This is a genomic window from Vibrio coralliilyticus ATCC BAA-450, from assembly GCF_000176135.1.
GTDB classification, from domain to species: Bacteria; Pseudomonadota; Gammaproteobacteria; order Enterobacterales; family Vibrionaceae; genus Vibrio; species Vibrio coralliilyticus.
This window is the reverse complement of sequence record NZ_ACZN01000014.1, coordinates 68,385-88,748: the sequence shown is the minus strand read 5'-3', so window position 1 is coordinate 88,748 and position 20,364 is coordinate 68,385. Positions and strand designations below refer to the sequence as shown.

19 protein-coding genes are annotated in these 20,364 nt (G+C 47.8%); 5 read left to right on the top strand and 14 right to left on the bottom strand.

Features of this window, described 5'->3' with window-relative positions:
- Position 1: 1 nt before the first annotated feature.
- From VIC_RS05935 to VIC_RS05910, 6 genes are all read right to left on the bottom strand, one after another.
- On the bottom strand, positions 2-1,681 hold the full coding sequence (locus VIC_RS05935; RefSeq protein ID WP_006958471.1) for an EAL domain-containing protein: 1,680 nt from the start codon (positions 1,679-1,681) through the stop codon (positions 2-4).
- Positions 1,682-1,692: 11 nt separating this feature from the next.
- Positions 1,693-2,940 carry an HDOD domain-containing protein gene (locus VIC_RS05930; RefSeq protein ID WP_006958470.1) on the bottom strand — a complete coding sequence of 416 codons (1,248 nt, stop codon included), beginning with the start codon at positions 2,938-2,940 and terminating at the stop codon, positions 1,693-1,695.
- 144 nt (positions 2,941-3,084) lie between these two features.
- Positions 3,085-4,011: a sensor domain-containing diguanylate cyclase gene (locus VIC_RS25990; RefSeq protein ID WP_006958469.1), complete on the bottom strand. Its 927-nt coding sequence runs from the start codon at positions 4,009-4,011 to the stop codon at positions 3,085-3,087.
- Positions 4,012-4,073: 62 nt separating this feature from the next.
- Positions 4,074-4,961, bottom strand: a complete 888-nt coding sequence (gene rbsB / locus VIC_RS05920) for a ribose ABC transporter substrate-binding protein RbsB (protein WP_006958468.1) — start codon at positions 4,959-4,961, stop codon at positions 4,074-4,076.
- A 15-nt stretch (positions 4,962-4,976) separates the two neighbouring features.
- Entirely contained in the window at positions 4,977-6,842 is a 1,866-nt protein-coding gene (locus VIC_RS25985; RefSeq protein ID WP_006958467.1) for a methyl-accepting chemotaxis protein, read from the bottom strand.
- Between the two features lie 122 nt (positions 6,843-6,964).
- Positions 6,965-7,729 (bottom strand): phospholipase A, encoded by a 765-nt coding sequence (locus tag VIC_RS05910; RefSeq protein WP_006958466.1) that lies wholly within the window; start codon positions 7,727-7,729, stop codon positions 6,965-6,967.
- A 196-nt stretch (positions 7,730-7,925) separates the two neighbouring features.
- On the opposite strand from VIC_RS05910, the gene VIC_RS05905 reads away from it, so the two are divergent.
- Complete coding sequence (locus VIC_RS05905; protein WP_006958465.1) at positions 7,926-8,423, top strand: GIY-YIG nuclease family protein; 498 nt, start codon at positions 7,926-7,928, stop codon at positions 8,421-8,423.
- Between the two features lie 43 nt (positions 8,424-8,466).
- Here the strand turns inward: VIC_RS05905 and VIC_RS05900 are convergent, their stop codons facing one another.
- The 5 genes from VIC_RS05900 to VIC_RS25980 all read right to left on the bottom strand — a co-directional run bounded on the left by VIC_RS05900 (position 8,467) and on the right by VIC_RS25980 (position 14,783).
- Positions 8,467-10,350 (bottom strand): methyl-accepting chemotaxis protein, encoded by a 1,884-nt coding sequence (locus tag VIC_RS05900; RefSeq protein WP_006958464.1) that lies wholly within the window; start codon positions 10,348-10,350, stop codon positions 8,467-8,469.
- Between the two features lie 194 nt (positions 10,351-10,544).
- A complete protein-coding gene (locus VIC_RS05895) occupies positions 10,545-12,590 on the bottom strand; it encodes a methyl-accepting chemotaxis protein (RefSeq protein ID WP_006958463.1) in 2,046 nt (681 codons plus the stop codon).
- 65 nt (positions 12,591-12,655) lie between these two features.
- Positions 12,656-13,057: a hypothetical protein gene (locus VIC_RS05890; protein ID WP_039951356.1), complete on the bottom strand. Its 402-nt coding sequence runs from the start codon at positions 13,055-13,057 to the stop codon at positions 12,656-12,658.
- A 225-nt stretch (positions 13,058-13,282) separates the two neighbouring features.
- On the bottom strand, positions 13,283-14,149 hold the full coding sequence (locus VIC_RS05885) for an SDR family oxidoreductase (protein ID WP_006958461.1): 867 nt from the start codon (positions 14,147-14,149) through the stop codon (positions 13,283-13,285).
- Position 14,150: 1 nt separating this feature from the next.
- Complete coding sequence (locus VIC_RS25980; protein ID WP_006958460.1) at positions 14,151-14,783, bottom strand: TetR/AcrR family transcriptional regulator; 633 nt, start codon at positions 14,781-14,783, stop codon at positions 14,151-14,153.
- A gap of 151 nt (positions 14,784-14,934) precedes the next feature.
- On the opposite strand from VIC_RS25980, the gene VIC_RS05875 reads away from it, so the two are divergent.
- Entirely contained in the window at positions 14,935-15,294 is a 360-nt protein-coding gene (locus tag VIC_RS05875; RefSeq protein ID WP_039951355.1) for a MerR family transcriptional regulator, read from the top strand.
- 51 nt (positions 15,295-15,345) lie between these two features.
- Positions 15,346-15,921: an NAD(P)H-dependent oxidoreductase gene (locus tag VIC_RS05870; protein ID WP_039951354.1), complete on the top strand. Its 576-nt coding sequence runs from the start codon at positions 15,346-15,348 to the stop codon at positions 15,919-15,921.
- 380 nt (positions 15,922-16,301) lie between these two features.
- Here the strand turns inward: VIC_RS05870 and VIC_RS05865 are convergent, their stop codons facing one another.
- Positions 16,302-17,186 carry a flagellar motor protein MotB gene (locus VIC_RS05865; RefSeq protein WP_006958458.1) on the bottom strand — a complete coding sequence of 295 codons (885 nt, stop codon included), beginning with the start codon at positions 17,184-17,186 and terminating at the stop codon, positions 16,302-16,304.
- A 178-nt stretch (positions 17,187-17,364) separates the two neighbouring features.
- Here VIC_RS05865 and VIC_RS05860 point away from each other — a divergent pair, with 178 nt between their 5' ends.
- Entirely contained in the window at positions 17,365-17,718 is a 354-nt protein-coding gene (locus VIC_RS05860; RefSeq protein ID WP_039951353.1) for a hypothetical protein, read from the top strand.
- A 64-nt stretch (positions 17,719-17,782) separates the two neighbouring features.
- On the opposite strand, the gene VIC_RS05855 is transcribed toward VIC_RS05860, so the two are convergent.
- Both VIC_RS05855 and VIC_RS05850 read right to left on the bottom strand, forming a co-directional pair.
- Positions 17,783-18,553, bottom strand: coding sequence for a class I SAM-dependent methyltransferase (locus tag VIC_RS05855; protein ID WP_006958457.1), 771 nt, complete (start codon positions 18,551-18,553; stop codon positions 17,783-17,785).
- Positions 18,554-18,805: 252 nt separating this feature from the next.
- On the bottom strand, positions 18,806-19,342 hold the full coding sequence (locus VIC_RS05850) for a TetR/AcrR family transcriptional regulator (protein WP_039951352.1): 537 nt from the start codon (positions 19,340-19,342) through the stop codon (positions 18,806-18,808).
- Between the two features lie 198 nt (positions 19,343-19,540).
- On the opposite strand from VIC_RS05850, the gene VIC_RS05845 reads away from it, so the two are divergent.
- A complete protein-coding gene (locus VIC_RS05845; RefSeq protein WP_006958455.1) occupies positions 19,541-20,161 on the top strand; it encodes a hypothetical protein in 621 nt (206 codons plus the stop codon).
- Positions 20,162-20,364: the final 203 nt, after the last annotated feature.

Genomic DNA, 20,364 nt, shown 5'->3' with positions numbered 1-20,364 from the left:
TCTATTTACTCAATTGATCGCAAGCAAAACGAGCCTGCCATTGTGTGATAGCTGCCGGGTGCTCGATCGCAAATCCCTGTAGGTGGGAAACATTCAAGGTGGCACATTGATCGATTTGGTGTTGATGCTCGAGTCCTTCAGCGACAATATCTATCCCATTGACCTCACCAAGATCGGTCAGAAAACGGATAAAAGCCTGACATGAGCGATTATGCTGCGCTTCAGAGATGATAAGTTTGTCGATTTTAATTTGGTTGAATGGCAAGTTGAACAGCCCGTAAACGGAGCTGTAACCAGACCCAAAATCGTCCAACGAGAGTTGAAACCCTAACGCTCGCAACCGGTACAATTTCTTAACAATACTCTCATCGGCATCAAGCAATACCGATTCGGTGATCTCTAACGTAATACGTTCAGCGGGCAGTCCCTGTCTTCGGAGCACTTGCATGGCTTTTTTCGCAAAATCGTGTCGCATAATCTGCAACGCAGAAACATTCACGTTGACCTTGATTGCTGGCTGGCCTTGTCGATCGGACATTGACAAAAATTGACATGCTTGTTCCAGCACGCTCAGGCCCAAAGCATGGATCAATCCTTGCTCCTCTGCCAACGGGATAAACTCATCTGGCGTTACGGAACCAATGTCAGGGTGCGTCCATCGAGCCAGCGCTTCGTAGCTGACCGTTCTCATCGATCCAGCCAGACAAATGGGCTGCAAAGCTATTGATATTTGCTGTGACTCGATCGCCGATTTTAACGACTCCTGAATGGTAAAAAACCGTTCAATATGTTGCTGAACCTCTCCATGATAAATGGCCACTCGACCAGCGCATTGTCGTCCCGCGTAATCACACGTCTTATCCAAAATTTCCAGCGTTTTCTCAGCCGAAGTAGTTTGGCAAATGAACACTCCGCCAATCGCTAATTCATCGCCAACAAATATCTTGCTGGACGAACCAAAGTCGGCAAAAAAAACGCGCATTTTCATGGCAAGAGCTCGCAGTGCGTTGACTGACATATTCATCGACATGAGGACTGCGTAGACACCCGATTTCAGTCGATAAAACGTATAGCTTTCGAGGTTTTGTTTGAGCATAAAGGCATGAATAGCCGAGACAAATTCGTCCTCCACCGATTGTCCATACTGACGCGAATAGAGGTGAGAACGTTGGATGGCTAACTGCAAAATTTGCCCCTCTAAATCGACGCGTTCCTCTAGGAGATCTACCCTCAGCTTGTTACGGTTCATCAAGCCAGAAACAGGGTCGAAATACGCCGTTTGGTACAGATAGTCCTGCATCAATTTTCGATCGGAAATATTGCGATGGCAACCGACCATGAATGCACCTTCCTCATCCACCATCATGACTCCAGAGGCCTCTATCCAAAGATACTGACCTTGCCGGTTCTGCACTCTGTACTCGGACACTACCCGTTCCTCTTTGGCCATTGCGTGATGATGCATTTGCGTGCGAAACGTTTCGATATCCAGAGGATGAATAAGCCGGATCCAGTCTTCTACATCAGCATCTTCTTGAACAATATCAAATTGATGATAAAAGTCGTCGTTGTAGTAACGAATCCTCCCATTCATTCGCATCAACCATAATCCCTCGCTTCCCGTATCAAATACGTTCAGCAACTTGACCCTTTGATCGAGCAGTCCTTCGTGGGCTTCCATTCTCACCTCTGCTATTGGTATGGCTTCAGCATGCCTGGATGGCTTTGCTGCAGCTTTGACAAAGCCTCCCCACTCAGGCGTACATTAGCAAACCAATGAGGGGCAAATTTGGTCGGAAAGATCTGATTTTTATCCATGTTATCGAACACTGCGAACGCTCTTCCTTGGCCCAGTGCTACTCCATAGATTGAACGAGTGTCCAGAGGAGCGTCCTCCAAATCTTCCAGCAATGCTCTAGCTAGGGGCATTGCGCTCGGCCCCCAATCTATGTGTGCGATCAAACGCTCAACGATCCCTCTCTCATGCCTTTGTAGGAGCTGTGGCAGCAACACCAAGGGCATTTTTATCTCACTGCAAGCAAAATACTCCGTCATACAGTTACTCTGTCGATAGTCTTGCATCACTTGCAGCAGCGCTTCTTCAAATTGTGTTTGAAAGTGATTAATCACCACTAAGAGCCCAAGATGTCTGATCGTACCAAGTAACATGCCCTGCTCTGGAGAAACAACGCCAGCCTCTTCAAGCCGGTGGTGGGTAGCATTGGCACACACCAGTAAATGCTGCCAGACTTTATTACTGATGGAACTCATGACCCCATCAGTGGGTGTAGCAAGCGGTCGGGCCATCAGCAAGGGAAGGAACCGCCGACAGTTTTCTATTCCCAATTGTGCGAGAGCTACCTTCGGGTCGTCTAGAGCTGTCGTACGGCGAGTGCCTTTCATCGAGAAACGAGGGCTTTTGGCTAAGTGGATAACTTGCTTAGACAACGCTCGGTTGAGCTCACACATCGGATACAAGCGACTGAATGATAACGAGGGCTGGTAGGCCACGCTCACCAAGTAGCTGAAATCGGGTACTGGATTCAGTAGCTTCGAGAGATCGGCTTCCTGGAATAAAGTGGCCAACCTTGCTTTCAGGGTATTTTCAACGTTCTGCATCACGCGAGACTGGACTTTGAGTTTTTCCGCATGCGCGTCTTGACGGCTGGACTGGCTCGCTTGTTCACATTCAAGCAATTCTCGTTTGAAGCGCTGGCTGATGGCCTCATCCTCTTCCGAGAGCCCCCTAGATTTCGTCCATTGCTCGTCCAAAAAAAGGTCATCTGCATGCTGTAACGCGTACTTATGATTGACGAGCCACAAATGGTACCGTGTCATCACTTTTGACGTCAGCTGTTCCATTTTGTGTCGGTCATGAATTGAAAGTCTGCGGCGTCCCATCAAAGTATTAGGTGGGGTTAGGACACTATCTTTTGTCATTGAAATCACCAAAATGGTTTGTAAATAGCTTGGTTAGGTGGCTTTCTAACGATGATAAAACTATCAAGAACTTTAGAGCGGACAAATCCAGAGCAATTTAAGACAAAAACCGATTTATAATCTGATCACGCCTTCAGCGTGTTGTTATTGGGACGGGATATCCTGGACAAACAGATAAGGCATCGATTGTGCCTTAGAGGCGTACATAGCCTTATCACATCGATCGATCAGTACCTCCCATTCTGGGTGGTCCTCCGGGTAAACTCCCAGCCCCATATTCATAACAAGTGAGACGTTCAAGCGCTTATCCGGCAGATAAAACGGCGCAGCCAGGACACTGCACAATGCATCAGCTTTAATCCTCATTTCGTCACGTCCTTGGCCTTTCGATTGCAACTCGAACAACACCAAAAACTCATCTCCCCCCACTCGTATCGCTTTATCTTGTGGTCTAAGCATCTGTTTAAGTCGTACCGAAAATTCCCGCAGCACGGTATCCCCGCACTTGTGGCCATATTGATCGTTGATGTGCTTAAACTTGCCTAAATCACAATAGGCGACCCCCACTGATGTATTGCTTTTCGGTGATCGCGTCAGCCAGTCTTCGAGGTAACGTCCGTTAAACAACCCTGTCAGCTTATCCGTAACCGCGTCCTGGTTAAGCTTCGATATGAGGTCGTAGACACTGGAGTAGTCATGAATGATAGCCATTCCATATCGTGAACCGCCTGCTTCAATACTCGATACGGATACGCGCGCATTGAAGACTTGCCCATTAGCACGCACGCATGGGATCGCCTCTCTCACTAGAATCGGGGAGGAAGAACGCTGAATTGTCCGAGAGGGGTGCTGATTTCGAATATACGTTCGCATTCTGTCGTTGTGGCCTTCTCGAACCCCGTGATTCGCCATTAGTTGTTCTACCTTTAAGGACACAAACTCCTGCTTGGTGTATTGAAACAGCTTTTGGCTAGCACTGTTGGCGAATACGACGTTCGATTCCTCGTCCACCACCACCACCGCATCCCCCAAATAATCCAAAAATACCTCAATATCCTCCAAGCTACGCACTGTCATTCCTCCCGTTTAGCGCTCCTTAAATTCCATCCGTCTACCATATCCTTCCAAAGGCGTTATTTGGGCGTTGGACCAGTGATCAACTTCAGTTCAACCGGGATATAAGCATCAACAGAATGGTTCATCATAAATCGCTGAACGGTCGCAACCGCGGTCGAACCAAGCAGTTTAGGTTGCTGTGCGATTGTGGCATGTATGATCTTCTCACTTACTGCCTTAATTCCCTCATCTGTGCCGTCAAAACCAATAATAATGACAGATTTCTGCGCAGCCATAACGGCTCTGGATGCTCCGAGCGCCATTTCATCGTTTTGGGCAAACACAGCTTGAACCTCGGGATACGAAACCAATAGATTCTCCATCACACTTAGCCCCTTACTGCGATCAAAGTCGGCGGGCTGACTCCCTAAAACCTCAAACTCTAATTGTTCGGCTGCCGAGATAAATCCTTGTCCTCGTTCTCGTGCAGCTGACGTACCTGGCAAGCCTTCCAATTGCACGACGGAGGCACCATGCCCTAACTGTTCTGCTAAAAACTGGCCCGCTAGGTATCCACCACGAACATTGTCGGATGCAATATGAGAGACCACCTCGCCATGACTTACGGTTCTGTCTAAGGTAAACACAGGCACAGACGCTCTGTTGGCAGCGCGAACCGATGCGGAAGAAGCATCACTGTCTGTCGGGTTAAGGAGCAAAGCATCCACTTGGCGTACCAACAAATCTTCGACAATTGCGAGTTCTTTTGCTGGATCGTTATGGGAGTCAAGAACAATCAAACGGTACCCCAATTGATTAGCTCGTTGCTCTGCCCCCTCTTTCATCGTGACAAAAAACGGATTGTTGAGACTCGAAATCACCAACGCTAACGTCTCTTGAGCCTGAGCAAATGACGCAATAAGTCCAGCTAAAACGCCAACGGTTCTAATCACATAATGTTTCATTTAGTTCTCCTTTAGTTAAACGACAAAGCCTGAAACGGCGTCCTTTTGCGCAAGTGTCAATGACATCTGACAGGTCATTCTCTCATGCGTTTGTGAGGCGGACTCCGATACCCCCTGTGACAACACCTTAATATCATTGGTGTTTGAGCTAACTTCCAATGCCACTGTCTTTTGCTGGTCTGCCGCCATTTCTGTGTCGTTGATCAAGTCCGAAATCGTCAGAACAGACATTTCAACTTCCTCGAGCATCTGGTGTGACGCCTCACCCTGTTTGACGGTGGTATCTGCCGTGATCAAACTCTGCTTCATCACATGACTGGCAGCCATCGCACTGTCTCGCAGTTGGATGACGGATTGCTGGATCTGCCGTGTGGAGTCCTGAGTTCGTTTGGCCAAGGAACGGACTTCGTCGGCGACTACCGCAAACCCGCGACCAGATTCGCCTGCTCTAGCAGCTTCAATAGCGGCGTTCAGTGCCAAAAGGTTGGTTTGTTCTGCGATATCCTCGATCACCGACATCACGTGCTCAATGTCGTTTGCATTCGCTTGAACCCGTTCAATAACATTGGCCGCATCTTTGATTTCCCCCGACATCGATGCAATCGCTCGACGTGTTTCATGCACAACGGTACGTCCTTGTGAAACAGATGTTTGCGCTAACTTTGCCGACTCCGCCGCTTGGTATGCGATATCAGCCACCGAGTGAGAAGAGGCGGAGAGCTGTTCCATGGCCACTGACAACTGTTCCAATTTGTCAAGCTGGCGCTTTGCGACATCGGACACACCATTGGCATCACTAGAGGTTTGCTGTGCGCCTTCATGCAATTGCTCATTGAGGCTCTTTACTGTGTTTATTGTGCCGTGCAATTTGTCCGCAAATTGGTTGACATTAAGTGCAATTTCAGCGAATTCGGTCTCCTTAGGTAACGTCAGTCGACGAGTTAAATCACTGCTCCCCGAAGCCAAGTCCGTAATCATGCTGGCCAGACTCTCTAAAGGTCGACATAGGTAGCTCAATAGCCACACCATAAAACCTGTCCCTAAGATCACTATACCCACCGTCAAAGCTCCCATATCACGAGTCATCTGGGTAAGACTCGCGAACGCCACACTGTTAGGAGTAGCTACACTCAGAGTCCACACGTTCGCTTGGGAAATAGCTACCGTTTGTTGGTACACCGAAGTCAAAACGCCTTCAATGACCTGCTCTCTTTTCTGTAGCTCTCCAGATGCGATATGGCTGACGTCACTCGTGAATAGCGGTGTACCCTGCAGAGGTAATGAACTGTAAAGTACGTCACCGTGATTATTCTGCAGATAGATATCTACATCATGTTGCTCCGCTTTTTCGATGAAAGAATGCAACTCATTGAGTGGCTTGGTTGCTTTCAATACACCACGATGCTTGCCTTCATAGTAAAATGGCACCGATACTTGTAACGCGGTCTCGTTGCTGCTCAATGTCATTGCTTTCGCGCGAGATGCACCTTGGTACCACGCTTCTTTGCGTGGGTCGTAAAAATACACATTACCGATCCCAGTGTCAGAGTGATAAGAGCGCCCGTCTTGGAAAGCGACTAGCACTTCGCTGGCTCGGGTCGCTTTTTGTATTTGCTCCACCATCAATTGGATTTGAAGATCACGACGATCGATTGAAAAGTCCGGCGCCACTTGTTCGACAGCGTGTGTGAACGACGACGCCCATTGCGCAATACCATCAGTCAGGATCTGCAGTTTGAGGTCGGAAATTGTCTCTATGTGCTTTTTGGCGTCTGAAGAGACGAGAAAGTAGGAAAGCGATGTCAGGATAATGAGACAAGCAAGCAAGAGCGACGAGGTCGCGACCAAGATTTTCGATTTAAAAGATCGTATGACTACCACTCATCCTTCTTAGCAATAAGATATGCATAACGTTGAATTTATATACTCAGTAAATCAGACTTTCCCTCTTCAAACATGCCAAAGCTTACGCTTTTTGAGACAATCCTTGACCTATCTTGAAATCAGAAGCGTGAAGGGAACAGTCGGAATCCTAATGTAATGCGGGTGTTACGAGTTCGATAATCCAGCAATGAGTCCCCATATCCTGAGCGATACTGGGCAAACACCGCCAGATCATGGGTTAGCGGATGCGTCACTGAAGTCTCAATAAAACCGCGCGATGCAGGTCCTCCATAGGCACCAGTAACAGCCCACTCCCCCCTTCCAATGGGGACGTTCACATCCAACTGCCACGGAGGAATAAAGTGGGAAATATCAGGATTATCACTCAGTGCGAACGCATGCCACCCTTGAAGAGTCATCCCCCAAGAGCCCGTATCGAAGTGCATGGCCAAAAAGTAACGCTCCCAGCTCCGAGAGAGTGCGCCCCCTCGTCCATTCGACTGATGACGATAGCCTTGAGATACGCTTAGCCTGCGGCTCACATGATGCAGGCTAAAGAGTTCTGGACGGTAATTGCTGTCTCTAAAAGGAGAAGATCGGTCAGTGTTGCCTAATTGCCAAAAAGACGTCTGCGTGAATGCCCCCATAATGGCCCTATCTCGCTGTTCAAAGAGAGGGAATTTCAGACTGAACTGAAATTTCGCTTCAGTGTTTTTCATTCCTTGATACTCCCCATGCTCCCCTTCAACTGCGACGCTAGTATTGACCTGGTCAACATAGCCAAAAGTGAAATAATTTGGTTCATGAAGCGTAATTTTACCTTGTGCCCCTGACGCTAACAGAGCACTTGCGACTGCCATTATCACATTTGTAATCCAATTCATCTTTCCTGCTCTTCACATGGACGTAAGCGTCCTACTTTAGACGGAGCGTTTCGCTAAAATCAGACAAAACAGCGCAGTTTTCAGCCAAGCGTTCAGGACGACATAAATTGCCTCCTCTTTGTCCGTTATTGAAGAGAGGTTTTAGCGACACTGGAGGGCAATGACACGCCGCTTGTGACCTTTATTTGGAGACCACATGATGAAAATTCTAGAAATGACCTTTGACGGCTACTGGTTGTATCGCCATCGCCACCGACTGCCAAAAATTGGCGGACTGTATCTTGTTTATACCTGTGAGTTTGCCGTTGACCGTAACACGCTCAGGCTGCTCAACTTAATTTATGTCGGCTGTAGCACTGACATTCATCGGGCTTTTTCTCAACACCCGCTCAGCCTCGACTTTCTCGCTGAACTAGAACCAGGTCAAACACTGTGTATTGCGACGACCCCACTAGCGCCGTTTGAACGTCACCTAGCCAAAGCCGCTCTCGCACAAACCTTCTCCCCTCCATGTAATCAAGAAGTGGAATTTCAGTTAGAGGAACAAGCCATCCAACTGTCACTCTATGGTCGAAGTGGAAATCTTCCAACCCACTTTAGCACTCAGCTATTACGCATTGCGCCGCCACCTCCCACCCACACTCCCAAACCAGAGAAGCCGACCTTGAGTAAGGTATTCCATTGCACATGGTGACGTGACTAAAACCTCAGCCTTGGCTGAGGTTTGAATACGGAACTTAGTCGAGTTCAAAACGAGTAATTTGTTCATCCATTGAGTTTGATAATGCCATCAGTTCTGAAGCAAAACCGCGGTTGCGTTCAGAGCCTTGTTGTGTGGTGGTGGCAATGGTATGGGCGTCATGTACTGACTGATTAATTTGGCTACCCACCACTGACTGCTCTTCGGTGGCCGTCGCCACCAAACCATTTTGGTCTTGGATAATTAGCACAGAGCCTTCAATAGTTTGTAGGGCGACCGAGGCAGACTGAGAACGATTCAATATAGTGTGAACATTCTCAGTGTTACTCGACATGATAGTCACGGATCGAGTAATGGTGCTCTGCAACCCTGTAATCAGTGACTGGATTTCCGCCGTGCTGCTTTGAGTTCGACTGGCCAACTGGCGTACTTCGTCAGCCACAACAGCAAACCCACGCCCCTGCTCCCCAGCCCGAGCCGCTTCAATTGCCGCATTCAAGGCCAGCAAATTAGTCTGTTCGGCGATCGCTTGGATCACATCCAAGATTTTTTCTACTTGTCTCGACTGCTCTTCCACCAACTCGATAGCTTGTTGCGCCTCACTCACACCTTCACCCAGAGAGCGCAAACCCGTATCCACTTCAGCCACCAAGGCAAGCCCTTGGGCGACATCTCCCATTGCCTGTTGTACAGACGACGAGGCTCGATTTGCATTGCTAGCCACGTCGTCTACGGACGAGGCCATCTCAGTCATGGCTGTGGCCGTTTGCTCTAACTGCTGCATTTGGTTGAAGGCGTTGCTATTGACATCAGCAGCACCGCGATCGATAGCGCATGCGATTTCCTCCACTTGCCCCGACAGATAGCGGATCCGCATCAATAAAGATTTGAGCTGTTCAGCCATTACCAGCGTTTCGCGGTAAATACCTGAGGCCGTGTTGGATGGCAAATCAAACGTCAGTTGCCCGTTGGCCACTCGCTGCATGAGCGTGACTATCTTTTCTGGCTCCTCACCAAGCGGTCGAACGACATAAAAATGAACACATCGATACATCAGCCCTAATAATAAGGCGCCAAAAAGCAAAGCCATCCCCCCGAGTTCCAAAAGATTCTTCTCTGAGGCTTCAGTCATACTCTCCCACTCCGTCCACTCCCACACCGTCCATCCTAGTGAAGGAATTTGGTGTGACACGACAAAAAATTGGGTCTCCCCGAGCCAATAAGTATGTTCACTCGCCTTATGATTTTTGAAGGCACGGTAACTGGGTCGGACACCGTAAATGTCTTCCCCAATCAAATCTGGGTATTTTGCTGCCAGTATGTAGCCATCTTCACGAGTCACCCAAAGCTGATTGTCGTGAGACAAGCTAGCGATGTAGCGCGTCAAGAGATCCACTTTCATGTTCGACACTAGGGCGGCGACAACTCTTCCCTCTAGCATGACGGGCACCCCTAACGCCATCACCACCTCACCTTCCGCACTCAGGTATGGTGCGGTAATCACCCGGGTTTCCCCTGAAAAAATACGTTGGTACCATTCTCGTTGTTTATCTCGAGCGTTGAAGTTCGGCACAAACCCTCCCGATGACGTGGAGAACGTTTGGCCATTTTCCAGCGCGACATAGGCGTTCAGCACCTCCAGCGTATCCACGATCGCCTCAAGTGTGCTCAATGTTGACGAGGCATCCAACGAATGCGTTGTCAAATCAAGTTGACGAGCCGCTAAGTTCAATGTATCAAAATTGCGAGACATTCGTTCATCGACCGCTTGCCCAATCAGCCTTGCTTCTTCTGACAAAAGGTGGCGAGATTTTGAAATGGATTCATTGCGAAATTCAACATAGCCAACCCCTGTCGTCGTCATTAAAGTGACAGAGAACAGCACTCCTAGTATCAACATCAGTTTGTTGTTCAGTTTCATAAAACCCCTTACTCAACATATTCCCTCTCTCCGAAAGATGCAGGCATTAGTAAATGTACGATTAGAGAGAGGATTCAATGCTATACGTGTAACAGATCCATATACAGGCGCCTATCGGCAGACTGCTCTTGGGTATCTTTTTGTCTGCTTTTGCGCCGCGGTTGTCTGAACATCACTTCTAAAGGCCTCCAGCTTCAAAGTTGAAACTTGTTCAGCTCACCGCGCAACGTGTGCATTGACCTCTGTATTTCACTGGTGAGATTAGACAGATGATCGGCCGTTTGCGCTGCGGATTGGTTGAGAGTGTCAATGTGGTGCGCTTGATTGGCGAGAGATTGAGAGACTTGAGCCTGCTCTTCGGTGGTGGTGGCAATTCCGGCAGTTTCGGTATTGATGTCGTCAATCAGGTGACCCATTTCTGATACGCTTTCTTCCAGTGCTATCATCGTGCTATGCATTTTTTCGCTTTGCTGAGACGTTTTAACCATACCATTAACTACTTCATGGACACGCTTGCCTAAGGCCTCCGTCATGGTTGATATTTCCCGAATCGCTGCTTGAGTTTTTGCAGCTAGGATACGTACTTCGTCTGACACCACCGCGAATCCTCGTCCCGCTTCACCCGCGCGAGCCGCCTCGATGGCAGCATTTAACGCCAGCAAATTAGTTTGCTCAGCCACCTCGCCTATCAGACCAGTGACCTGCTCGATTTGAGCGGCTTGGACCTCCAGAGCCCGAATTTTGTCTTTCAGCTCAGCCTGATCATTAGCCATCTTATCCAATGAGTCTCTGGTTTGATGAGCGGAGTGTTGACTCGCTTGCCCTTGCATCCTGGCTCTCTCCGCTTTTTCGGATATCTTAATAACTTGTTCAGCTATCGCGCCAGAAGACGCCGAGAGCTCTTCTACCGCACAAACCATCTGACTCAACTGTTCCTGAGCATTGTGTGAGTCCGTCTTCAATCGCGCCGCGCTGCTTTCCAAACTCGAAATCTGGACATCACTTGTGGAAGCTATCTGCTGATTACTGCTCAAGATAGCACGAACTGACCAGACCATATTTCGCGCGGCCTCATTTAATTTACGGACCTCATTCTGCCCTGTCTCTTGAGAGCTTGCTGCCATACTCACATTAAACTGCCCTTGGCCCAATCGATGCAATAGCATTGTAATCTCTAGTAGGGGAGCAAATACTCGAGCCACACACCAGTTGAGACTTAATATCATCAGGAACGAACCAAAACCAAACACCCCTAGGAGTTGCATGATCACCGTTTTACTCTCCTGAGCCAGCTCAGATTCAAACGTTCCCCCCATGATCACCCAGTCCCACCCTTCAACATATTGGTACGCAGTGTATTTCCGTTGAGCGTTTCCAGCTCCAGACGCCAACTCATACGACACAATTCCAGAGGTGCTTTCAAACAACTGTCGAAAAGGGTTAGTGTCTTCTGTCGCGCCGATATCAGTAACTCGGTCATTCGAAGTGTAATGAGGGTGGAGCAAAAACTGTCCTTGCCGCTCCCCCGATTTCCCCTCTACCACCATAGAATACCCCGTCTGCCCCCATACAATCGCTCTTAGGCTTGAGAACAACTCTTTTTGCACCTGTTGCAAAGGAATTCCGACAAAGCTCACACCAATCACTTGGTCGCCCTCAGTGATCGCTTGGTAATACGATAAGTATTCTTGCCCAAACAGCGACACTCGACTGCTGTACTCACCGCCAGCCCGCAGAGTCTCGTAAGCCGGGTGTGATTTACCTAAGGTGGTACCGTAGGCTCTTTGATAATTGGACTTCATCAGCGATGTCGTGATCCGAATGAAATCGCCATCCTGCGTCGCAGCAAAAATTGTGGCCACGACACCGGTATCCTGCAAAAACTGATCGACCTGAGTAAAACGTTCAGTCACCCTTTCACCCTCGGTGGTCAATTCCTGATACTGGACTCCGTTTAGCATCCGAATGGCAGTGGCGGACCGAATACTCGGTAAATACGCTGAGCGTAGTATCTGATTGAATCGTCGCGCTTTTTTTTGATATGTCTGATATTGGTGTTGCAACTGTGTCGACAAAGCAGAAAGCTGAGTGCGAGTACTTTGTATTCCTTTGTTAATCAAAATAGCGGACACTTGGTGGTAAGTCATATTCCCTATGAATGTTATAGCTACGAGCAAGAGGCCACAAAGCGTCAACTTAAGTTGTGTTTTGATACTCTGTTTCTTGATCCAATCTAGCATTGCCTTTTCCTTTAAATGAAAGCACCTGCAGTGATATGCAATCAACCGCAGATAAAAGGTTTGAATCATCGAGAAGAGTGATTTGAAAATGAGGGAAGATCTGGTTCTAAATCGGAAGCGGTTAGCTGGGCAATACTTTCTTTAAACTGGGTGATCTCTCGTAAGAACTGAACTTTATACTGCTCTTCGCCAGAGAATGCGTTAGTAAAAATGGTACGAGAAAGGGCTTCTAGTTCACTGATTAGTTGCGACACCTGCTGCCGCTCAAGAGCCGATAGATGCTCAGTGCGGTGTAGAGAGTTAAACACGCGCTTCTTCGACACTTGAAGCACCATACTGTAATAACTCCACGGTTTGACATTTTGTGCATTGTCCAAGCAAAGTGTGATGCATTCTGTGCAAGCTTGATGTATCGGTTCGATATTGTCATGATTTCCTAGACAAATTCGGCAAACAGATTTTGACATTGTGGTTCCTTTTCCGTCTCGTTGTATGACGTTTTACGCTATCGGATACCCACTATTGCAACAAGGCCATCACCTAACATTGACACTTTTTGCGCGTTGATTGACACTTATGATTATGACTTCATGCCGACAAAATTTCTCTCCTCATACCGCACTAGAGGCGCTACTTCCCCTTTCCCAGATAGATGGCAGAGAGGGGATGCGACACCCAACCTTACGTTGTATTTATTGGCCCTCACGCGCCAGTTCAGTATAATGCGCCCTGAGCGAGTGCGTACCAACTTGCGGGGCAATCATATCCCGTGCCGTTACGGTTAAAAAGAACTCTGCTGGTCCTCCCCATTTTTCGGGCAGCCACCCTACGAACCTCAATCCGATCTTTCTAACCCAATCGGGGACGTGTACGATCGAAGGACGCTTGTGCTGCGCTTCAAAAGCCAATTGTGCGATCTCGGTCATGGAGAGAATATCTGGTCCGCCCACGTCCAGTTCGGTTTCAGAAGCATCGATCGCTTCGACACAGAACTGCGCGAGGTCCGAGCCATGAATAGGGTTCAATCGAGCCTCACCGGAGCCAAACACGTACGCAGTCCCCCTGCTTGCCATGTCGTACACTTCTTTGAGATCGGAGAAGAAACCATTTGGTCGGATGACACAAGGGGTGATGGTCTCCGACGCTAGCAGTCGTTGGGCAAACTGTTCTTTGGCATGTAACAAACGCACCTCTTGATGCAATGGCGCATTTAATGCTGACACATAGATAAACTTCTTCACCCCTGACCTTTCAGCGTCTTGCAAGACGTTAAGGTTTGCTTGGTAGTCCACATCCATGTACCCAAGGCCGTCTTTTTGACGCGTGATACCCAAACACGAGATTACAACATCGACCCCTTGGCAGATCCCTGCTAACGACGCGGACGCCGTCACATCAGCTTGGTGGATCTGTGACTCAGGTACCCCCATAGCAATCAGTTTAGATGAGTTTCTGACCACGGCCGTAAACGTTCGCTGCTGGTCCAGCAATACTTGGACAATATGACGTCCAAGATAGCCAGTTGCGCCAACGACAAGAATCTTTGGTTCACTCTTCATTTCAATCATTCCCCATGGTAACGCTTCGAAGAAAAAAACGGGTACGAGAGGCAACATGCTCGTATAGTTGCGACTCGGTCACCGTCATGTTGCCTTTTACCCGTGCCGCATCGTAGATCCCGCTGCGCCACAGATGAAACAAAATGTCAGCTAGGTCCTCTATGTCTGATTCTATGCCCGCCATGAGCAAAAGCTGGGCTATGCGCTCATGCAGGCGCTTAGGTCCCTGAACATAAAGTTGCTCTCTTAGATCACCGAATAATTGACCACTCCCCAATAAAGCATTGTCAAAAGCGATAACACGAGGATTCCCAATCAGATTCAGAGTATCAATTCCCAGAACAATCAGTTGTTCCTCCAGCGAACGCACGTCAAGCCGGACAGTCGCGTCCAACTGAATGGAATGTGCAGCTTGACTGGTGTAGTACTCAACGTACGCTCTCAGCATGGACTCTAGTGTTCCAAAGCGGCGATAAAGTGTCACTTTTGATACGTTTGCTATCTTGGCAACTTTTTCTATCGATAGCCCGGCGACACCTTCTTCCACCAAAACGGTATCAATAGCATCGAACATCCGACGCGTGCGCTCGTGATCAATTGGTCGACCGGGTTTGACCACTGTTGTGTTGCTCATAGGTTCTCCTTAATGCTTAAAAAGCATACACCAATAATTATGAAACGCAAGCGTAACATAATTATTTTCACTACGGTTGTCCTACTAGTGTTCTGGGATAGAATGGCATACACTTTCTCGCACATATTCATAGATACGCAAGGGATACGCGATGTTTATAGGAGAGGTAGCCAAAAAAACAGGCTCGACCCCCAGAGCAATCCGGCTGTACGAATCACTCGGTTTATTGCACGTAAATCGCCATGGGAAGTATCGTGTCTACACACAGCAAGATGTCGAATTCATTGTCATTATCAAAGAGGCTCAAGCGCTGGGCATCAAATTAGCGGAATTGCAGTCTCTAAAGACTCGACAAGCTGATCTCGATTGGGTCGCTGTCTTATCAGTTCTAGACTCAAAACGGACGGAGGCTTTGGCGGATATAAGAGAGCGCCAACGTTACCTAGAAAAAGTGCAACAATGTAAAGAAGAAATCATAGCGTGCATAAAAGCACTTGACTCTGCCCCTTAGGTCACAGTGTATCTTCTGCTTAACTTCACACTATCTTGTAGAGGATTTACCATGAAGAAGATACTGGTCATCAATGCCAACCCTAAGTCAAGCAGTCTATGCCATGCTTTAGCCGAGCACTACGCTGAGTCCGCGTCTGTTCGACACGAAGTAAAAACAATTCACACCGGGGGCATGAACTTTCAACCTGACTTAAGTGAAGGATATGATAAGCTTATGCCCCTCGAAGCAGACTTGATCCAGTTTCAAGAAAAAATCTCTTGGGCCGACCACATTGTGATTGTTACCCCAGTCTGGTGGGGCACTGTTCCGGCAAAATTTAAAGGCATCATTGATCGCACATTCTTATCGGGATTTGCTTTCAAGTACGAAGCAGGTAAAACTCTTCCTAAAAAGCTGCTCAAGGGAAAAACGTCCGAGCTTATCATCACGCTGGATACGCCCGTTTTTTGGTACAAATGGGTTCAAGGTAATCCAATTTATCATCACCTCAAACGCACAATCTTAGACTTTGCCGGCATCAAGAATCTATCCACACTCTTCTTAGGACCGGTGATTCATTCCAAGCCTGAGAATAGGGAAAAATGGGTGAAGAAAGTGCAGCGCAGAGGCGCCACTTTCGCTTAGACTGGCACTTTTTGCGTAAATGTTGTCAGAAAACACCGTCCTCTTTTGGATACACTGGTTTTCCTTTCCAAGTCCAATATGCAGGTCTGCTAAATGGGACGGACTTGGGGAGTACTAAGCTCGGTTAGTGGGGCTAGTTGAAACATCATATTGAGTATTTCAATATACCACAGCCAACCAGTTCTCCTTCTTGGTTGGCTTTTTTTCAATTCTTCTCTTTTTCCTGTTTGATGGACCGTTTATGCCGAATTCTTTTCAGCACTTTTCCCCTTACAAAGCCATAACGAATTGGTTTGATTGATCATACTTTGTAGCTTGAGCATTATTACGATCACTCTCACTACGTTTATTTCATGGCTAAGTGATGAACCCTCTCACTATTATTGAGGTGAGCCTACCTCTTGATCTTGTACACTGACCTCATCACTGATTGTGGGCTCACCTTGTCGCAGACTGATCTCCACACGCCGACTACTCCCAACTGAATTAGGGTATTGCTCGGAAGACAAAGGCTTGTGTTCAGACCAACCTTGTATCGCCACACGGTGAGAATCAAATCCCGGGACCTTTTCCATTTCCAACACCACTGAAGCAGCTCGCAACGCTGACAGATCCCAGGAAGAACGATAGAGCTCGGAATCAAACGTCATCGACGAGGTGTGGCCCGCGATCCGGATTTGACCAGGCACATCTTTTATTAAATCGGCTAGCTGCCGTATCAATGGCCGAAAAGCAGGCTGGAGGAAAGCCGAGCCTTGAGGAAACATGCCCTTCTCTCGGATCCGTATCACTAACTCCTGCCCCAAGTCTTCCACGTCTACCATCCCTTCATCCACTTCTCGTTTGAATGCGGCTTGAATAATCGCAGCCAAAGCTTTATTGGCCTCATTTGACTCAGCCTCCTCGTGCCCCTTTCCCCCTCCTTGCCGCTCCTCACCGGGCTGGAGATCTAGATGTGGTTTCGTCAGTTCACTGGTGTGCTGCATGATGAAGTTCAGCGGAGTCGGTTCCGGCCTTCCAGGCCGAAATTCGGTGGCGATGACGCTCGTGCCTTTTGGGATGTCGACCACCTTTATCTGATGTTGCACACCAAAAGCATACTCCATTGAGCCGGCGATTTGCTTAAACTTGAGCACGTCCATTTCGGAAAACGACAACAATAGAACGAAAAAACACATCAGCAGCGACATCAAGTCAGCAAACGTCGACAACCACTTCGGTGCCCCCGGTGGTGGGCAAGTTACTTTGTCGTCATCTAGGAGCATTTTTTGTCACCTTTTAGGCGTTCTTTTCAAGACTATACTTATCATCCTAAAGCTTCCCAGATCATGGATATAGCCTCAGTAGAGAAGCTGTCTATTTCTGCGGCTGTATTGTCCTTTTCAATGACGCACGATGCGGTTAATTTCTTACACCTATGTCCCCCTATAAGGTCTTCAGACTATGGTCGAAACCACCCCACCACAGCCTCAAACGCTGCCAAGTCTTCGTGCTTCTTGGACGGTGGAAAACAAAGTCGAATGGCTCCTATCGGAAGGTCCACCGAGGCCGAAAGCAGTCAATGCCACTCAACGACACCAGAATTTATTACTATTCTGTGATTTGCGAGAAAGTTCACACCTGCTAAACCACGTAAACCTACTGGCAGTGTTATACAGCTTACACTGGTTCGCCCTGTTACTGCTCTGTCTTGAGTGGATGTCTTGGCCAGCTTTTCTTGTCAACTTCGGTCTGCTGGCTGGGGGACAAGTTACGCTTATGGGTCGTTTAAGGCGGCGGATCTGCACGGCCAGCTAATTAGAATTTCGGCCCATTAGCCCTCCCTCGCGGAAGAGAGACGCTCATAAGCGGGCAATTGTCATCAACCTTTGGTCGCTTTGATTGAAAACAGCATTGGAACCTGCTGATTTTGATGTAAAAACTGGTACCCTTCATTTGGGACATATTCAAGCCCATCGAAGCAGTTGTATGGGCTAAAAGGATGTTCCGAAAACGCATTGATAATCAACCCAGCATCGAGTAACGCCGCTAGAATTTCTCCGAGTGAGTGCGACCACGTCACCGTCGTAGACTCTGTCCCATCACAGTTTTCAGTGTAGGTCCCTTCTTGCTCAATTTCAGGTTCTTGCATAGGGAAGTAGGAATAACCACCGAGCAAGTCGTTAAACGGGTGAAACTCAACTAAATGGAATTCGCCCCCAGCTTTCAGAGCACCCGCGATCATTTGCGCCCACTGAGTCAAGTCAGGTAACCAGCTGAGCACACCATACGAAGTAAACACGATATCGAACTTTTGATGGTTGTGCTGTCCAAATTGGATCACGTCACTTTCAACAAACGAGGCCTCCAAACCAAGAGCGTGGGCAAGCGATTTCGCTTGGTCTATCGCCTCGCCGGATAAGTCAACTCCTGTAACCTTCGCTCCAAGCCGGGCCCAAGACAGCGTATCTTGACCGAAATGACACTGAAGATGCAGTAACGATTTCCCCTCCACATCCCCGACCTGTTTAAGCTCTACGGCATTGAGTGAACTCTGACCGTTCATGAATGATTCAACATCATAAAAGTTTGAGTCGACGTGGATTTTTGTGCGTTGATTCCACGTCTTTTTATTGATGTCCAAGTAGTCCATAATTTTTGTTCCTATTGATCAGCTTAACTAAATAAAGGTTCCAGTACCCTAGTGTTATTCGCTTGGGCTGGGCGTGTTATGCGCATTTGCATCCTCAGTTTAGTAAAGATAGACACACCAGAGCGGAGTGAGCGTCTCAGCGACCTTCATTTCACAGCTCCCCTATACGCCCCGTACAATACGCTGGTATGGAAACAAAAAATGACAAATTTCAGGAAAAAACAGACAAATCATACTGCGTCAATATAGCCATTACTCACTTAGAGCAGTAATCCAAGACACAACTGTATCAATAGGCGTTGGGTTGGCGCTCAATAAACGCATCAATAACCCCCCCATGAGCAAAGCTAACGCCTGCTGCGCGTTCGATTTACCCACCCACTTCTCCAACTCGATCAGCAACCTTTCATCAGACATTTTCAACAGCACGTCGTCGGCCAATTGTTGTCGGTCTTGATTTTTCACATAATCCAACAAGACCGTCATCTCACCTTTAAACCGGAGATCCAGTGAACTTACCAATTTTCTCAACGCATCCTGCTTGTTCTCTGGGACTGACTCGCCAGAGGATAAACCGTATAGGCTCGAAGGTTCTAACACAGATTCCGTACACGCTGTAAACAATGCCTCTTTGGTCGAAAAATAATAGTAAAGTGCCCCCTTGGACATACCAAGTGCTTGCGCTATTTTTCTCATTCCTAACCCGTGATAGCCATGTTCAGAAAATATCGTTACCGCTTTTGTGACGATCTCTTTTCGGTACGCTTCATGATCAACTATTTTTGGCACTTTGAGCTTCTCTTTCGGTCAACGGATACCATCATAACGTGTTTTCATCAGAGTCAGTACCCTTACCTTCCAAATAAAAGTCCACTTGGACTAAAAAGTTGACATAGTGCTCAATTTCGAATTATATACATTTTAGACCGATTGGACTTTTAAAGTAATCAGCTTTTTCACCCTATTTTTCAAAACGAGGAGCGACTAGTGTCAGAGAACCACATTACTGTAAAAGGTGCCGTTATAGACTGGCGCTGTCAGGGGAGATTCAATTTTACCTCCGGCTATGGCGCCACTCGTGCAGAGCATGCCCTCGCCAATTATGCGGCACTTATTGTCCCTGTGATTTTGTATTTCTTTTCGTGGCGAGAGTTAAACTGGAATCTGTGGCAAGTAGGCATTGCAGCGGTCTTGACCCTCGATATGGTTGGAGGTGTGTTGACCAATTCCTTAAACTCGATGAAGCGTTTTCTGCATACAGAGGGGAACGTAAGCAATGAGAGCTGGCTCGCGCAACTAGTCAGAAGTCGATTTTTGTTTCCTGCGATACATGGCCAGCTGTATCTCGTACCGTTATTCTTTGACATTGGGTGGTCATATGCGTTCATCTGGTACACCATTATGATGCTGTCTGTTTTGCTGTTGCATTTTTTGCCCCTATACCTTCACCGGCCAGTGGCCTTACTAGCAGTCATGCTGTCCATAATCCTGTCTGATCTATTACCTTCCCCGATCGGCTTGACTTGGCTAGCCCCTGTTTTCATCATTAAACTGGTGCTGTCTCATGGCGTTCGTGAAGAACCCTACCGCCCTAAAGTGCTGGTATGAACATTGAGACATCAATGCCATCCGTTTCATAAAAGAGCCCGATTACTATAACCATCAATCATCGTGGTAAACACTCTTTAGCAATGAAACAAGAACAATTCCAACGAAGTACAAAATAAGCCTCAATGCAGGCTTTTTTGTACTTGATACCGAAATGAGACTGCACAGCTGATAAAAACAGGGTTCAATAAAACCACCCCCAT

Bases quoted from the DNA above. Each gene is read 5' to 3' on its own strand.
- rbsB (WP_006958468.1), bottom strand. From the start codon at position 4,961: ATGAAACATTATGTGATTAGAACCGTTGGCGTTTTAGCTGGACTTATT.
- VIC_RS05865 (WP_006958458.1), bottom strand. From the start codon at position 17,186: ATGCTCCTAGATGACGACAAAGTAACTTGCCCACCACCGGGGGCACCG.
- VIC_RS05895 (WP_006958463.1), bottom strand. From the start codon at position 12,590: ATGCTAGATTGGATCAAGAAACAGAGTATCAAAACACAACTTAAGTTG.
- VIC_RS05910 (WP_006958466.1), bottom strand. From the start codon at position 7,729: ATGAATTGGATTACAAATGTGATAATGGCAGTCGCAAGTGCTCTGTTA.
- VIC_RS05935 (WP_006958471.1), bottom strand. From the start codon at position 1,681: ATGGAAGCCCACGAAGGACTGCTCGATCAAAGGGTCAAGTTGCTGAAC.
- VIC_RS05875 (WP_039951355.1), top strand. From the start codon at position 14,935: ATGTTTATAGGAGAGGTAGCCAAAAAAACAGGCTCGACCCCCAGAGCA.
- VIC_RS05930 (WP_006958470.1), bottom strand. From the start codon at position 2,940: ATGACAAAAGATAGTGTCCTAACCCCACCTAATACTTTGATGGGACGC.
- VIC_RS05860 (WP_039951353.1), top strand. From the start codon at position 17,365: ATGGTCGAAACCACCCCACCACAGCCTCAAACGCTGCCAAGTCTTCGT.
- VIC_RS25980 (WP_006958460.1), bottom strand. From the start codon at position 14,783: ATGAGCAACACAACAGTGGTCAAACCCGGTCGACCAATTGATCACGAG.
- VIC_RS05890 (WP_039951356.1), bottom strand. From the start codon at position 13,057: ATGTCAAAATCTGTTTGCCGAATTTGTCTAGGAAATCATGACAATATC.
- VIC_RS05870 (WP_039951354.1), top strand. From the start codon at position 15,346: ATGAAGAAGATACTGGTCATCAATGCCAACCCTAAGTCAAGCAGTCTA.
- VIC_RS05905 (WP_006958465.1), top strand. From the start codon at position 7,926: ATGATGAAAATTCTAGAAATGACCTTTGACGGCTACTGGTTGTATCGC.
- VIC_RS05900 (WP_006958464.1), bottom strand. From the start codon at position 10,350: ATGAAACTGAACAACAAACTGATGTTGATACTAGGAGTGCTGTTCTCT.
- VIC_RS05855 (WP_006958457.1), bottom strand. From the start codon at position 18,553: ATGGACTACTTGGACATCAATAAAAAGACGTGGAATCAACGCACAAAA.
- VIC_RS05885 (WP_006958461.1), bottom strand. From the start codon at position 14,149: ATGAAGAGTGAACCAAAGATTCTTGTCGTTGGCGCAACTGGCTATCTT.